The 13543-nt window shown below is 35.2% G+C and carries 16 protein-coding genes; 12 read left to right on the top strand and 4 right to left on the bottom strand.

Going from position 1 to position 13543, the window contains the following annotated elements:
- Positions 1-834 precede the first annotated feature (834 nt).
- Positions 835-990 (top strand): hypothetical protein, encoded by a 156-nt coding sequence (locus KNQ02_RS15330; RefSeq protein ID WP_214809097.1) that lies wholly within the window; start codon positions 835-837, stop codon positions 988-990.
- 263 nt (positions 991-1253) lie between these two features.
- Here KNQ02_RS15330 and KNQ02_RS15325 read toward each other — a convergent pair whose 3' ends face one another.
- Together KNQ02_RS15325 and KNQ02_RS15320 are read right to left on the bottom strand one after the other, a co-directional pair.
- The gene (locus KNQ02_RS15325) at positions 1254-1925 is read right to left on the bottom strand and encodes a hypothetical protein (RefSeq protein ID WP_214809095.1); all 672 of its coding nucleotides are present in this window, start codon (positions 1923-1925) and stop codon (positions 1254-1256) included.
- Positions 1926-1952: 27 nt separating this feature from the next.
- Positions 1953-2702 carry a hypothetical protein gene (locus KNQ02_RS15320; protein ID WP_214809093.1) on the bottom strand — a complete coding sequence of 250 codons (750 nt, stop codon included), beginning with the start codon at positions 2700-2702 and terminating at the stop codon, positions 1953-1955.
- 2772 nt (positions 2703-5474) lie between these two features.
- Between KNQ02_RS15320 and KNQ02_RS15315 the strand changes: the two genes are divergently transcribed.
- From KNQ02_RS15315 to KNQ02_RS15305, 3 genes are all read left to right on the top strand, one after another.
- The gene (locus KNQ02_RS15315; protein ID WP_214809090.1) at positions 5475-5816 is read left to right on the top strand and encodes a hypothetical protein; all 342 of its coding nucleotides are present in this window, start codon (positions 5475-5477) and stop codon (positions 5814-5816) included.
- Positions 5817-5855: 39 nt separating this feature from the next.
- Positions 5856-6191, top strand: a complete 336-nt coding sequence (locus KNQ02_RS15310; RefSeq protein ID WP_214809088.1) for a hypothetical protein — start codon at positions 5856-5858, stop codon at positions 6189-6191.
- Between the two features lie 269 nt (positions 6192-6460).
- Positions 6461-6760, top strand: coding sequence for a hypothetical protein (locus KNQ02_RS15305; protein ID WP_214809083.1), 300 nt, complete (start codon positions 6461-6463; stop codon positions 6758-6760).
- 980 nt (positions 6761-7740) lie between these two features.
- On the opposite strand, the gene KNQ02_RS15300 is transcribed toward KNQ02_RS15305, so the two are convergent.
- Positions 7741-8319: a hypothetical protein gene (locus KNQ02_RS15300; RefSeq protein WP_214809080.1), complete on the bottom strand. Its 579-nt coding sequence runs from the start codon at positions 8317-8319 to the stop codon at positions 7741-7743.
- A gap of 333 nt (positions 8320-8652) precedes the next feature.
- Here KNQ02_RS15300 and KNQ02_RS15295 point away from each other — a divergent pair, with 333 nt between their 5' ends.
- The 6 genes from KNQ02_RS15295 to KNQ02_RS15270 all read left to right on the top strand — a co-directional run bounded on the left by KNQ02_RS15295 (position 8653) and on the right by KNQ02_RS15270 (position 11198).
- Complete coding sequence (locus KNQ02_RS15295; protein WP_214809077.1) at positions 8653-8940, top strand: helix-turn-helix domain-containing protein; 288 nt, start codon at positions 8653-8655, stop codon at positions 8938-8940.
- Positions 8933-9343 carry a phBC6A51 family helix-turn-helix protein gene (locus tag KNQ02_RS15290; RefSeq protein ID WP_214809074.1) on the top strand — a complete coding sequence of 137 codons (411 nt, stop codon included), beginning with the start codon at positions 8933-8935 and terminating at the stop codon, positions 9341-9343. Before KNQ02_RS15295 ends, KNQ02_RS15290 begins: the two co-directional genes overlap by 8 nt.
- A gap of 22 nt (positions 9344-9365) precedes the next feature.
- Entirely contained in the window at positions 9366-9995 is a 630-nt protein-coding gene (locus tag KNQ02_RS15285; RefSeq protein WP_214809072.1) for a hypothetical protein, read from the top strand.
- Between the two features lie 80 nt (positions 9996-10075).
- On the top strand, positions 10076-10645 hold the full coding sequence (locus tag KNQ02_RS15280) for a hypothetical protein (RefSeq protein ID WP_214809069.1): 570 nt from the start codon (positions 10076-10078) through the stop codon (positions 10643-10645).
- A gap of 14 nt (positions 10646-10659) precedes the next feature.
- The gene (locus tag KNQ02_RS15275) at positions 10660-10935 is read left to right on the top strand and encodes a hypothetical protein (protein WP_214809066.1); all 276 of its coding nucleotides are present in this window, start codon (positions 10660-10662) and stop codon (positions 10933-10935) included.
- A gap of 56 nt (positions 10936-10991) precedes the next feature.
- On the top strand, positions 10992-11198 hold the full coding sequence (locus KNQ02_RS15270) for a hypothetical protein (protein ID WP_214809064.1): 207 nt from the start codon (positions 10992-10994) through the stop codon (positions 11196-11198).
- Between the two features lie 143 nt (positions 11199-11341).
- Here KNQ02_RS15270 and KNQ02_RS15265 read toward each other — a convergent pair whose 3' ends face one another.
- Entirely contained in the window at positions 11342-11923 is a 582-nt protein-coding gene (locus KNQ02_RS15265) for a recombinase family protein (RefSeq protein WP_214809062.1), read from the bottom strand.
- 226 nt (positions 11924-12149) lie between these two features.
- Between KNQ02_RS15265 and KNQ02_RS15260 the strand changes: the two genes are divergently transcribed.
- Both KNQ02_RS15260 and KNQ02_RS15255 read left to right on the top strand, forming a co-directional pair.
- On the top strand, positions 12150-12965 hold the full coding sequence (locus KNQ02_RS15260; protein WP_214809059.1) for a ParA family protein: 816 nt from the start codon (positions 12150-12152) through the stop codon (positions 12963-12965).
- The gene (locus KNQ02_RS15255; RefSeq protein ID WP_214809056.1) at positions 12940-13236 is read left to right on the top strand and encodes a hypothetical protein; all 297 of its coding nucleotides are present in this window, start codon (positions 12940-12942) and stop codon (positions 13234-13236) included. The genes KNQ02_RS15260 and KNQ02_RS15255 overlap by 26 nt, the downstream gene beginning before the upstream one ends.
- Positions 13237-13543: the final 307 nt, after the last annotated feature.

The raw sequence follows: 13543 nt of genomic DNA, 5'->3' as shown, positions 1-13543 counted from the left end.
AATTCAATGTAGAAAGTTCGCCACAGTATAATTCCTACGATACTTATGTAAAAAGGGGATATACTCCCCTCTTGTTGAACTTAAAAAAATCGACTCAAGAATTTGAATAACTCATATAGCATATAAAGAGTTTTCAATCGGTCTATTCCTTTACCGACAAAATCCCAAATTTTCAATAGGTCTGTCTTCGAACCCTTCTCTTCATTTGCTACCAATTTGTTCATGTTCTTCTTTTTATTCATATTCATATCACCCTCCAAAGTATTATATTTCTCCACCAAGTTTTTACGTTCGTTCTTTTTAATACAATTATTCTTTTCATGTTTTCTCATTAGAGAATCACCTCTTTCTTTAGTTTGTATATGCTATGCACAGCACTCTTCGTTAAGCATTTAGAGTGTTCTAGCATTGCGTGACATAGTTCTACGAATTTTCCACAGAACCAATCTCGGTTGTAATATCCTTATCGCCTTAGTAACGTTTTAGATTGGCATTCTTGCCCCTGTTTTTTCATTCCAAGCTTCTGCGTAATACCTCCTTACATGTTAATAAACGTTCAGCATTTGCCGTTCGGACCGCGTTCCTGTTTATTTTGATTTCACTGAAACACCACAAATGCCTTTAGTTGTCTTTTGATGAAGAATGCCTATCTACCCATTACACTTCTAAGGTATAGAAAGCGTTAATCGACATAATTTTCTGGGATGAATACATCTTCGTTGCCCCCTCTCTTACCGACAAGGTATTGGCTGCGTTAACGAAGATTCTTTCTAGTTTTAATGAATAGTAACGACACTATTAACCGTTGTAAGTTGCGATAAAGGGGGTTTTGTTATGGGAAGTGGTAAGAAACAGAAGAAACCAGTAAAGCCAATAGTGCGTATAATAGCAATTGGTTTATGGATTCTTGTAGGAGTGTTAGTAGCGACTACAATCTTTAGTGATGACGATTCTACTGCAAAGAACTTAGACTACAAGGTCACGCAGTAACGTTATGATAAAGCAGACGTTAAGGATGATAAACAAGTTAAGGCACTTGTTAAGCAAGTTGCTACCGAACATAAAGGGAAGCAAAAAGGTGAAGTGGGTTCCATGTTTGTACATATCTTCAATGCAGAGGATGTTAACTAGGGGGTGTTCAAGATTGCCTATACCAACAAAGGTAAAGCACAAACTGGACTAGATGAAACGGGTAAATGGACGAAGCAGTAATTAATAGTGCATAAAGAAAAGCCCCTATTAACCGTCACTGGTTATTGGGGACTTTTTTTGTTAAGAAACTTTAGAGTAAGTCGTAAATATAAAGATAGATTCCATAGACTATCATTTCGTTCTTTTTTTTCAAGAATGGTGGCTTTAAAAAGAGTGATTTTGAATTTTATATCGTTGGTAATTTCAGATTCTTGTTTTATGCTATCGTCATACTCTTTTAACAATTTTAGAAACTCGATATAGTACTCATTATCAGAAAGGCTAATGTCATCATATTTTGAATATCTATCGTGAGAGGAAGAACTCTTCACTTCATTCATCACGGAACTTATACTTTTGTTTTCATCCAAATATGGCTGAATGTGTTCAATTTGATGAAGTAAAGATAAGTACACTTCTTTATCTAATGAATCATATAGATTTAAAACAATAAAAATGAAAATTTGGTAGACGGTGAAAAAGTCGATGAATCGTTTTAAAAAACTTCTTTCATCGTAGGAAAATAAATCTTTAATAGGCGTTTCCATAATTATTAGTTGAAAAAGCGAAAACATAAATAAAATCTCTACTAAATAAATAATTAATTTATATGAAAAGTTAATTTTGAATCGGGTTTTAAATGAAAATTTTGTTGAATCTTTTATTGCCAATAAAAGAAGATTAATTACAAAAAGCATGATTACCACTAGAAGTGTGTAGTATATTTCTAACAAATTTACACCGCCCTTTTTTCTATATAGTTATCTGAACAAGCGTAATAGTATGGATACATTCCAGTGGAAGTCTCTTTTTTCTTTTTCACGAATGGCATCAATCTTTAAATCACGAATAACAAATTTGATTCTTTTCATTTCTTTATTATTTGAATCTAACTCAAACTTTAATTGATTTAAAGATACTTGAAGAGATACTCTATTTTCTGAATTTGTGTTGTTTAATAACTTGTTTTTTAGATTCTTTACTTGTTTTAAGTCCTTTTCTATTTTTACTAACAAAGAATTGTATTGATTTAAAAAATCGTATAACTTGTTAAACATATATTTCACATTACTAGGAAGGTAATTACCGTTCTTACTATATTTAATTGTTTCCATAAAAGATTCATCAATCATTTCATTTTCGTCTATCCTAGATTGAACTAGTTCTAGTTCATAAATCAACGAAACGTAATTATCTTGTGCTAAAGAATCATAAAGCTTTATGAGTACAAATATAAGTATTTGATAAGCAGTGAAAAAATCAATAAATTGCTTTGGAAGGCTTTCACCACTACCACTTAAAGTTGTTCCATAAAACATCAAAATTTGTCTTAGCACCACAAAAACCATTAATATTTCAACAGCATAAAGAAGAAGGTTTATTATGAAATTTATAAAGAAAGTAGGCTTCTTTGTCACTTTCTTATAGATGAGAACTTTAAGAAATATTAGGATGAAAAATGCCGGTATTGCTATTTTGAAAATCAAGTTTAAGCCATCATAACCATTCATTAAGTGTCCCCCTGTATTCCTTTGATGTTTTAACAATCTGAATGAACGGTATTCGTAGCGAAATATCGAGATAAACACCGTTTTAAAATAAAGTACTATGACATATACTCAATGTCCATAAAACGCCCCGTGCATGCACCAGTTCACACAGTCCTCTTTGTGTCATTATCTCTAATAAACATACGTACACCAGTTCTTTTAGTTCCGGAACACACCCGTTATTAGGCATAGTGTTGTGGCATTAAACTGCCCTGGTTAACTTAACAGTTCACTGAAGAATTCTACAAAATATTGGTTAGTTAATTAAATCAGTTAACCCACACGCTATAAACGTTGATGTTAAGCCATCGTGTTTTTCAAAATCCATCGGTTAAAAAAGTATACTTTAATTAACTAATTGCTTATTACATCTATTCATTAAGCAATCCCGTTATCTTATCAACCACAATGAGTGCTGCACAGTTATCTTCTGAACGCACAGCATTGGTCTGCTTCAACGGGATTAGTAGGCTACCAGCATTGAGTACAACACATGACTGCAAAGGCATTAGCTTCCTATGAGTATTGAATAGAGTGCAGCAGCCATCAGTCTGCTACTACTTAGCAATCAATTCGGAAGGATAATATCTTTAGTAAGCTAACACTAAGTACAACGTATACGAAGCGTTGGTGTTATCTTTCTATTCGTATTATCTTTTCAGTTCTCTTATATAGAAGAAACTGATAGGAAACTCATTCTATTATCAATGTGCCAAATATCTTAGGTTTTGGAACACGTGGTACATCGACCAATTATCAGTGCTTTAGCATGTACCAAAATTCTTGTCCGAAATATGGTGTAATTTGAAATGAGTAAGTACCCCGTCAATGGGTGGGACGGGGTATCCTGACCCTACACACTGGCAAACACAAATACGTATTTCAGAAACCCCATATGGTGTCCCTATCTACAATTACAGGTACGTATGTCGATTTGTTCGTATCTTTTTAAATTTATTGCAGCAATCGCACTGTTTAGTACTCCGTACACTTCCTTCTTACAGTCAGACTGACCATGTTTCTTCTATATACATAAATCACTTCTACAAATTCACTACCTTCCAAAAATATATTCCTGTTCTAAAAATAGCGTCCATTTGTGGCAATATATTTTGTTTTAATATTGATTACTTTTAATCAATAATTTTGGCTGAAACTATACATGTGAAGTACAGAATACAACTGTTAGTAAATAAGATTATCTATTTAAAAAATATTAAGTTAAACAGTGTACTTAATACGTGCAGTATTATATGGTTGTTGTATATTGTAGTAGTAAAGTGTTAAAGTTGTATTTGTTGTTGATTGGATTGAAAGAACGATTCCAAGAGGTGCAGCGTTGAGAACGTGATTTAACTTAACGTGCCGTATGAAACACAAAAAAATTCCCCTTAGAAATCTAAAGGGAATAAAAAAGGAATACGATTGTTCTTGTTGAATCATATGTATAGCATCATAAAACAGGTGTCTCACGCTTATTCTGACGTCCTGTAAACTTTAATGTGATAAAAGACTTGTTCTAACACTCAAAAGCGTTACACGGCAATCTGAAGACGTTTGAGAAAATAATTGATTGTAAGTTTTGCTATGCTTTAGTAGAATAGTAGACATATACAAGAAAAACCCAGCAACACCCATAAAAAAATACAGAAGAAAAGGACTCCACCCCACCATCGCCGTCCAAAGCCAGGTTGGGAAGAAGTCCTTCGTAAAACCGTATGAGACAAGTATAAGTGTAACTATATTCTTTTTCAAGGGATTTGTATGCTTAAGCGTTTTCATATGGCAATAAAGTCTATACAGGCTTTATTTAGCGAAGAACTTTTTCTTAAAACCTAACTTAATGGCATGGAGGTGAATCCTTTCGAGATACTCGAAGGATTTTTTTGTTGTTCTTTTCGACGTGGAATGCCTAACACACGCTAAACATTGAACAGGTCAGCTATGCCGATGCAGAAAAATAGCGAACGCACACTCTTTATGGCGATTCCCCTTCTTATCGTCCGTGCGTTGTCAGGTGGGTGCGACCATTAACGGCACGGGTGGAAGACGTTAGTTCTACGGGACTAGGGTACGCTATCAGATACCAGCATGTTAGGGACGTTTTTAACATGTAGAAAGATAGCGTTAGCGAAAGCTAGAAGTCAAGGAGGGGCGTACACGGATACCAGCCAAGTCTCCCAATTTTCAGGAGTTTCCAAGCGACTTTTCTCTCTATATGCCGACATACATAAATAGCTTCATTTGTCGGTATATAGGGGAAAAGTCTGCCCCGCCGTTTCCAACACCGCAACCCATTTTCAGATTTTGAAAACCCTTAAGGTCAAGTGATTACGTAAAGATAATCGCAAAAAGATTGAAGAAACGACGAAGCTACTAACGAACGCAGACAGGAAAGCTAAGGGAGACAAAAGGCAAACAGGGCGAAGTAGGAAAAAGAGGACTTAGAAAAAAGAACACTAGTTTAATTAAAGTCGAAGTCAAGACTGGTTTATTAAAATAAGTGTGTTCATAATTCAATCAGACATGAAGAATAATCAATTAACACTGACTGAACATTTAACGATATTAATTCACAATCAGTGTATACATAACCCCTCAACCTAAATTTGAAGGAATATCAAGTATGGAAAATTGCATGTCTACATATTTGGGATTCAGAAAATTCAAAAATAATTAGGATGATTTTTGCAGCAGAACATAAATCTATACTTAGAGAAAGGAGGACATAAAATGACTACACCTAACATTTTAGATAATCAAGAATATATAAAGATTAAAAGCACTGCATCCAACATACTTGATGCCGTGAGAATGGCAAATGAACTAGACGTTGATAATACAGAAAAAGCAGAAGCACGCATGGAATTCTACCTCTCATACTACAAACAAAAAGATATGAAGAATCTATTAATTTCAATGGCTAATAGACAAAGTGCTTTGGAACATCTTTTGAAAGATTCAAACGTTTCAACTGATGATGCAAAAGAGATGACTCTCGAAATTCAAGCTATTAAAGACTTACGAGAAAAAGTAATGGAAGCACGTCATCACCTTCTAGAGATAGTATGGTAAACGCCGAATAGTAATCACATTTGAAAAGGAGAAGTTAGTATGACGCCACTGAATAACGCTACTTTCAATGAAATTGTAGGTAAGGCAGTTAGGTTAGAAGGTAATTCCCTTTTAGATGATTTAGAGATTACGGATGAAGAAAAAGCAGAAGCTTTCCTTGAGGTCTATATGATTCTAGATAACGCTAACGATACAAAAGAATTATTGGAGTTACACCGTAGATTAGATGTAAAGCATGAAGCGTTTCAAAAAGATTTAGAGTCATATGGAATCAATAGTGTTGGATTAGCGAAAACCCGTGAATTCCATAAGTCTGATTTAGGAAAAATCGAATTAGCTTTAGAGTATACAGGGGATTTTGCAAGACGTTCATAAAAACTAGAAATGGGTGATTAGATGTTTTATACGAATCGTGTCTTATCTAGATTTGAAGAACAGCAACTAACTTTGGCACAAGTACTTGCTGAAGTTAATAAACCGGGCTTCTTAGAAACATCAAAAGAACAAGGAATCACTGTTTCTTAAATTGATGAAGATAGTCTTCGTGATGACACATCTAACTACATGAACACTATGGGTGCTTTATTACGATTGGACGGAACCAATCCAAAACGTATCTCAATCACTGGAAAAGAGGTTTTCAAATGAACATGAACGAATTGGGATTATCGAACAATATTGAAGAAGCAGCACAAATGCTAGTAGTGGAAAACAAAGAGTCTGCGAAGATGTATCTAGAGATACAAATGAGTATTTATGGTGTGCCAACTACGGAAGTTCTTTTGTCTAAAGTAGAAATTCGAAATACAATGGCTAAAAAGAACTTTGAAATGATGCAGGAGATTCCTAACTTTAAGGAAAATGCTGCTAATGCTGATAAAGAGTTAGAAAAAACAAAGTTATCCCTAAGCTACACGGGTCACTTTGAAAGCGAAAATAAGTAAAATACCGTATAGTTTTGTAGACCCTAGAATAGCCTTCAGACGATTCAGATTCGTTTCTAAGCGTCTCCGGAGGCTTAGGGTATACCAATACACTAAAAACACTTCACAAGCCTATAAAGGGCATTTAAAAAATATAATATTTTTTGTGTAGTGTTACTGTGTAATACAAAGTTGAATATTAATATTCAACTACATATAAATAGTGCAAGTATAAATAATATCGTTCAAAGCTTCATAAAAGCCGTTTAAAACACTTTTAGTCGAACTATATACCTTGGGTTGAAATACATAGAAAAAGCCCTTAGAAGCCGTTTTAAAGCGTTCTAGGACTATCTGATAAATCTATTGATTAAGTTCGTTGGTGTTATACGTTATTAATGGCGATTCCGTGCCATATTGAATACGCTAATCCTTCCAACACTTGCCCTTTCCCCTCACCTTGTTATCACTTGAAGTACCGTTCTTACTTTTTGCGTAAATGAATTGTACGTAAGACGTCGTAATCCCTCATTTATCACCGAAACGAACTTCCCTCATAGCTGCTGATTTATGAAAACAAAAACGGTAAAAAGCTAGATAGTAAGAGAACTATATTTTGGTATGCGTCACAAATTAAGGGACACAAGCGAGTGTGTGTCTATCGAAATAGTCGTTTTTTATACAAGTAACTTGAACAAGTTGTTACCACATTGTAATAAGTCTCAAACCCGTTGGGGGAGTATGTCTGAAGATGGTTTAGAAGATAGGTGAGAAAAAAATTTAATGTCTTTGCTTGTATTTTATGACCGCAGCCCGACTAATGTATTAGAGACGTAGAGATAAAATAATTTTTATTAGTCATTGGGCGTTAGCCACGACGTAAGTCGTTAAGAAATTAATGAATATCTATATTCTTTTTTTTAAAAGACATTACGCCTTATGGCGTGTTAACTCACTTCGTTCATTAACTTCTACAAATATTGTTTTTACAATCAATTCGTTTATTTACCATAATAATTTGGTAGAGTTCTACTCATTTTTGCTTGTTCCTTCACTTCTTTTCTTAGAAGTTCCATTGGGTCTTCGGTATAAGGGTATCCTTCAAAAGCCTTTAAGTCACAAATTGTACCACTTTTTATTACTTTGTAACTTCTATAATGGTTTCTTTTTAGTATTTGTAATTCGATAGTTGGAAAGTCCCACCTTTTTTCATCAGGGTAATATTTTTTTAAACGTTTTATATCGTCTTGGTTACCAATTTTAATCTTATGTATCTTACCACCAGCTAGAGTTATTCGTGCTTCACCGTTTAGTAACTTATAAGTATCTAAAAATTTTTTTATTTCGGGTTCTACATTTTCATCGTAATTTAATACTTTAAAAGTATAATCAACAGCAGTACCTTTCCCGATATTTTCAATAGCTATGCCGTAATCTCCATGTTTCTCCTGATAAGGGTAAACAATTACTTCGACTCCGAACTGTTGTACATAAAACGTTCGACCGGCTAAAGCTAAAGCAGAAAAAGCAATAAAATCAATTTTTTTAACTACGTCCCAAATATTAGAGAAATCACTCATAGTTATTACTCCGTTCAATTATTTTTTGTATATTAAGCTTAGTTGAATTTAGGAAGAAACTCAAAAAAAAGTTAATAATAAACAGCTATAAAAATGATTAATAGCAACTTATACCACACCTTTTTAGTCTCTTTGTTCCTTGATAGGTTCAAAGGGGCTTTTTTTATTGTGCTAAACGAGAAAAAACTTCATTCAATCGGTTGTAAAAGGGGCAGTCAGCATGCTTATAGAGTAGGGAAGTAAGAGATTAGCAAAACGGTATGAATCTAAGAAAGTCACCCCTTAGTTAGGTTCATACCGTTTTGCATTTAATTAATAACAGGGGGCAATGAAATGGATAATGTCGATGAAGTATTAGAAGTTAAAAATAGAATGGTTATGCGAGGTAAGACGATTAAAGTGCTACGAATTATTAAAGATAAGACTTTGCAGGATGTAGTGAAAGATACCGGATTAGCAATTTCTACATTATCTGCAATGGAGAATGAAACAAGAAACGTGACTAGTGTTTCTCAACTTAAATTAGCCCGATATTTGTTGAATGAACTTCAGTACACACCTGATGAAGTTGTTGTTCTACAAGCATTTATTAATCAGAAAGAAGATGATTACATTGCGTAACGGTCAGTTAACGACAAATCAAATCGAACAAATGACAGAAATTCACCAGCGACAGTTTAAGGGAGAAACACTTACTTCTATTTGTAAGGACTTAGGCATCGACCGTAAAACCTTTTACCGACGTCGCCAATTACCACAGTGGCAGGAGTTCGAAAAAGAACTTAACGATAAGTTGCTAGAGAATTCGTATCACGAAATTATGAACACGGTTGTCCTCAAAGCTAAGCAAGGCAGCCATCCTCACGCGAAACTCTATCTGGAAGCAACAGGGCGTCTTAAATCGTCTAGAGAACTTCGTGAAGAAGAAGAGAAACGGCGTACGTCCGGAGGCACTTCACCGTTGGATATTTCTGAATTGCGTCGGATGGTTGAAGAAGATAAAAAATTACGATTGATTAAATAATTAAAGGGGAAGTGGGCTAATCATGGTACTACTTAAAGGGGATATTATTAAGAAGGTGAACGGGGTTAAAGCCAAGATTGAAAAAAAGAAAAATGAATTGATTGAGAAGCGAACGCTACTGCTACGTGAACAAGATATGTTACGAAGTGCGATTGAGGACGACTTTCAACGTCAAATCATGGAAGAAGTTCCACCGGATAAAAAGCTAAAGAATGAGTATAACAAAGTGACTTCAGAGTTGGAACACCTGGAACTTCAATTAGCCAGTTTAGATGGAATCTTGTCTAAAGAACTAGAGAAGTATAAGGGAGACGTAGTTAAAGAATCAGATAAAGTAGTATCTGACTACAAACAACTTGAAAAGAAAATGCACGATGATTTGAAAAGAATAAAACTACAATACTTTGAAAAACTGATTGAATACAATCAGGCTAATTTAAAAGCACGGAAGCAATACAGTGTACATGGTGAAGTCTTAGACAGCCTGGGGTTGAAACGTCATGGTGCATTGGAAAAAGGTATCTCATTCAATACAACGCAACTTTGGAATGCAGACTACCAGGGGATGTTCACAATGGAGGAACTTCGTGAAGCCTACCACGGTAAGATGCCTTATCGTGCGATTCAATTCAAAAAAGAAAACAACTTATGATGCAGGGCGTTTGTTATTTAAATAACAGGCGTCTTTTTAGTGGGGAAAATTAAGCGACAGAGGTGATTAGGGTGGGGAAGTTGATAACAAAACGAGGTTGGGAAACGGTCATATTTCTAGATGATGCTGGAGAAATGACTAGTCGTATTTGTACCAAATGCAAAGAATTGAAATTGGCTAGTGACTTCGGACGTAATAAGGGATTAGCGTACGGTAAGCGTTCGAACTGCAAAGCATGTCATAACGTAGCGTTTCGACAAGCAATTTCAATTCATAACGGTAAACGTCGGGCTAAAATGAATGGATTACCGTCAGATATGACACAAATTGTACGGGAGAAGATAAAGAAGCAGCAGGGCAATAAATGTATCTTGTCCGGTGAAACAGAATGCCTTACGACGGAACACATCATCCCTCTAAGTTGGGGCACGGGCTTCGGTGACACCTATGGCAATGTAGTATTTATGTCTAAACGCTTGAACTCTTCGAAAGGTAGCAAGAACATATTTACCTGGATTAAAGAACAACCGAACGAATACCGGGATAAATTCTGCGATGTACTTGTTCCGACGCTTGCAGCACGTAACGATATGTCAGTTGAAGAATACGAAGTGTTTGTTAATGAGTGCTACTCAAATCGAAAACAATAAGGGGGATTAAGAGAATGAAACAAGAAATGATTATGGTAGAACGTAGACCGAGTGCCGTTCAGTTGATTGCGATGGGGTACGATAAGACAGAGAAAGAACGATTGCAAGAAGGTGTGTTAACTAATCACGACGCTAAAGAAGAAGGCGACGTGACTAACTTTGAAGGTCAGAAACAGAAACGTAAGCTAACTGCTTTAGACTTACTTATTAATGGATATACGGAAAATGAAGTACAAAAAACGCAAGAAGTTGCTATTGATGTAAACAACTTAAAAGCAAGTAAAGAATGACTACAATAGGGCGTCTGAAAAGGCGTCTCTTATTTTTATTTAAAGGAGGATATATGATGCCAAGCGATGCTTATTATGACTTGCTATACATGTTGGATATGGATGAAGTATATAAGGGGAACAAACTTCACATTGAGATTTTCAAACGAGTTGGGCAAGAGTTGAAACTATTTAATCACTCTTCTTGGAAACACCCGAATTACAAAGAACCTACAACCCAAGAAGAACTCCTTGCAGAATTAGATGAACTTATAAAAGGATAAATAGTAAGACTAAATGATTGATGATGTGAGGAGGGGAGTTCTCTTTACGTCTTTTTTTTGCCTTGATAATTAAATTTTGAATAGAAAGCACTCTTAGTTATATGATTACTAACTAGGAGTGCTTTAGTCTTGAATATTAAGCTTCAAACTATGACTTTGTAATGTCTTAGCTTTTTGTAAAAAGTGGGACGTGAAACACCCGAACTAGCAATAATCGTCTTAAGAGGTTTCTTTCCTTCTTTGTAGTCTTCAATGGCATTTTCTAAAGCCAATCGTTTAGTCTCGTCGTCTTCTACTCTTCTTCTTCCGAAACGGACGCCCCGTTCTTTTGCCCGTACTCTTCCTTCTATCACACGTTCACTAATGATGTCCCTTTCAAACTCTGCGATTGAACCCATCATGTTAAATAATAGTCGTCCCACGCTTGTCGAAAAGTCTATTTGTTCATTGATGAATACCAGGCGTATGCCTCGTTCGTGGAGTTCATGTGCCATATTCGTTAGATGACGCATTGAACGTGCTAAACGGTCTAGTTTGTAAACAATCAAGGAATCACCTTCTTGAAGTGTTTCCATAAGCAGAGTAAGCCCCTTTCTTTCTTTATCTTTTCCGGAAGCTTTATCGTGAAAAATATTCTCCTCTTTTACTCCATAAGCAACTAATTTTTCTATTTGGATTTCATAGTTTTGGTCAATTGCAGAAACTCGTACGTATCCATATTCCATATGTAAAATCCCCTTTTTGTAAGTATCTTATTTAGTTAATATACATCTATCTTAATATCTAAATTAACTAAGTGTCAAAAAAACTTCCAGTTAATACTGCAAGTATTAACTACTTACTTAAACTTTATACTACACGTATACAGTAACCTTTAATATTTACAGTGGTTTTTATTCGTGGTTGAAAGTATAATGAATTCATATTTGATTGAGTAAGGGAGGGCTTTTCGTGGGAGAAATAATCACCGTTACCATTTCAAAAGGTGGTGTGTTGAAAACATCTATCGTGGCTAATTTAGGAAGTGCGATTGCAAAACGATACCCGGACAAACGTGTTCTATTGTTAGAAACAGACCCCCAAGGCAACTTGTCGGATACATTCGGTATTGATTCTGAAGCATTACCCCATACCATTTTCGATGTATATATGGGAGAGAAAACGATAGCAGAAGTGAAACAACCTATCTTGTCTAACCTGGATATAGTACCTGCAAACAACAGGCTTAACGATTTAGATTATCAAATATGGACTACCTACAAAGACGAAGGAATAAGTCCGTTCATGCTACTAAAAGATGCTTTAAAGGGCGTCAGAGAAGCTTACGATTACATCCTAGTTGATACACCTCCAGCCTACTCTTTGAATGTAGGTAATGTACTGAATGTAACGGACAAGGTGATTATTCCACTTCAGTTAGAACCTTATGCAATCAAGGGTCTTAAGAAAGCCGTTGATATGGTTGATATGTTTAACGGACGTAGAAAAGACCCAATAGAGATTGTAGGGGTACTAGCTACTCTTGTAAGAACAACGGCATTACACACGGAATTGTTGCAGCAAACACGTTCTTATTGTCAGCACAAAGGAATTAGAATGTTCGACACAGTAATTAAGCAGACAATCAAGTTTGCAGAAACAGTGGCAGTAGAAAGCAAACCAACGGTTCTATTAGATAAATTAAATGCCCGTGACCGGGATATTGTAGAAGTGTACTACGAATTAATGGAGGAGATTTTAGATGAAAAACGTACCAAGTCAATTTGATGAAGTAAACAAAGAACAGAAGGATACAAAAGAAGCAGCAATTCCAGCTTCGTCTATCGCACTGGATATGGATAAGTACAAAACTAAGAAAGAAAAAGAGAAAGAAAAAGACGCTAAAACTCGTGTTTCTCTTTTCTTAGAACCATCATTAGCTAAAAGATTAGACCGGGCTGCAAAGAGATATGGCAAAGGTTTTAAATCGACGTTCACTTCTGATGTACTTGAAAAAGCACTAGATGCTTTAGAAGCTAAAGAGAACAACAATAAGTAATCATATGAAGACTAAGGGTGGTTTCCTTAGTCTTTTTTTATTTCAGCTATCATTAATTCATTGCATTAAAGTTAAATAAAAATGACCATATAATTTATTGTACAAGGGTAAGGGTTTTTAGTGATTTATACTTAAAAGTTATGATTTAAGAAGAAGTCTTCATTTTATAGCGTTCTGTGTTGCGACGAGAAACGTTCAGCTGTATAGTTGGTCGTTTCAATTCAATGTAGAAAGTTCGCCACAGTATAATTCCTACGATACTTATGTAAAAAGGGGATATACTCCCCTCTTGTTGAACTTAAAAAAA

The organism is Exiguobacterium sp. s102, from assembly GCF_018618635.1.
Lineage (GTDB): Bacteria > Bacillota > Bacilli > Exiguobacteriales > Exiguobacteriaceae > Exiguobacterium_A > Exiguobacterium_A oxidotolerans.
Note: the sequence above shows the minus strand (reverse complement) of the source record. Positions and strands in the feature narration are given on the sequence as shown.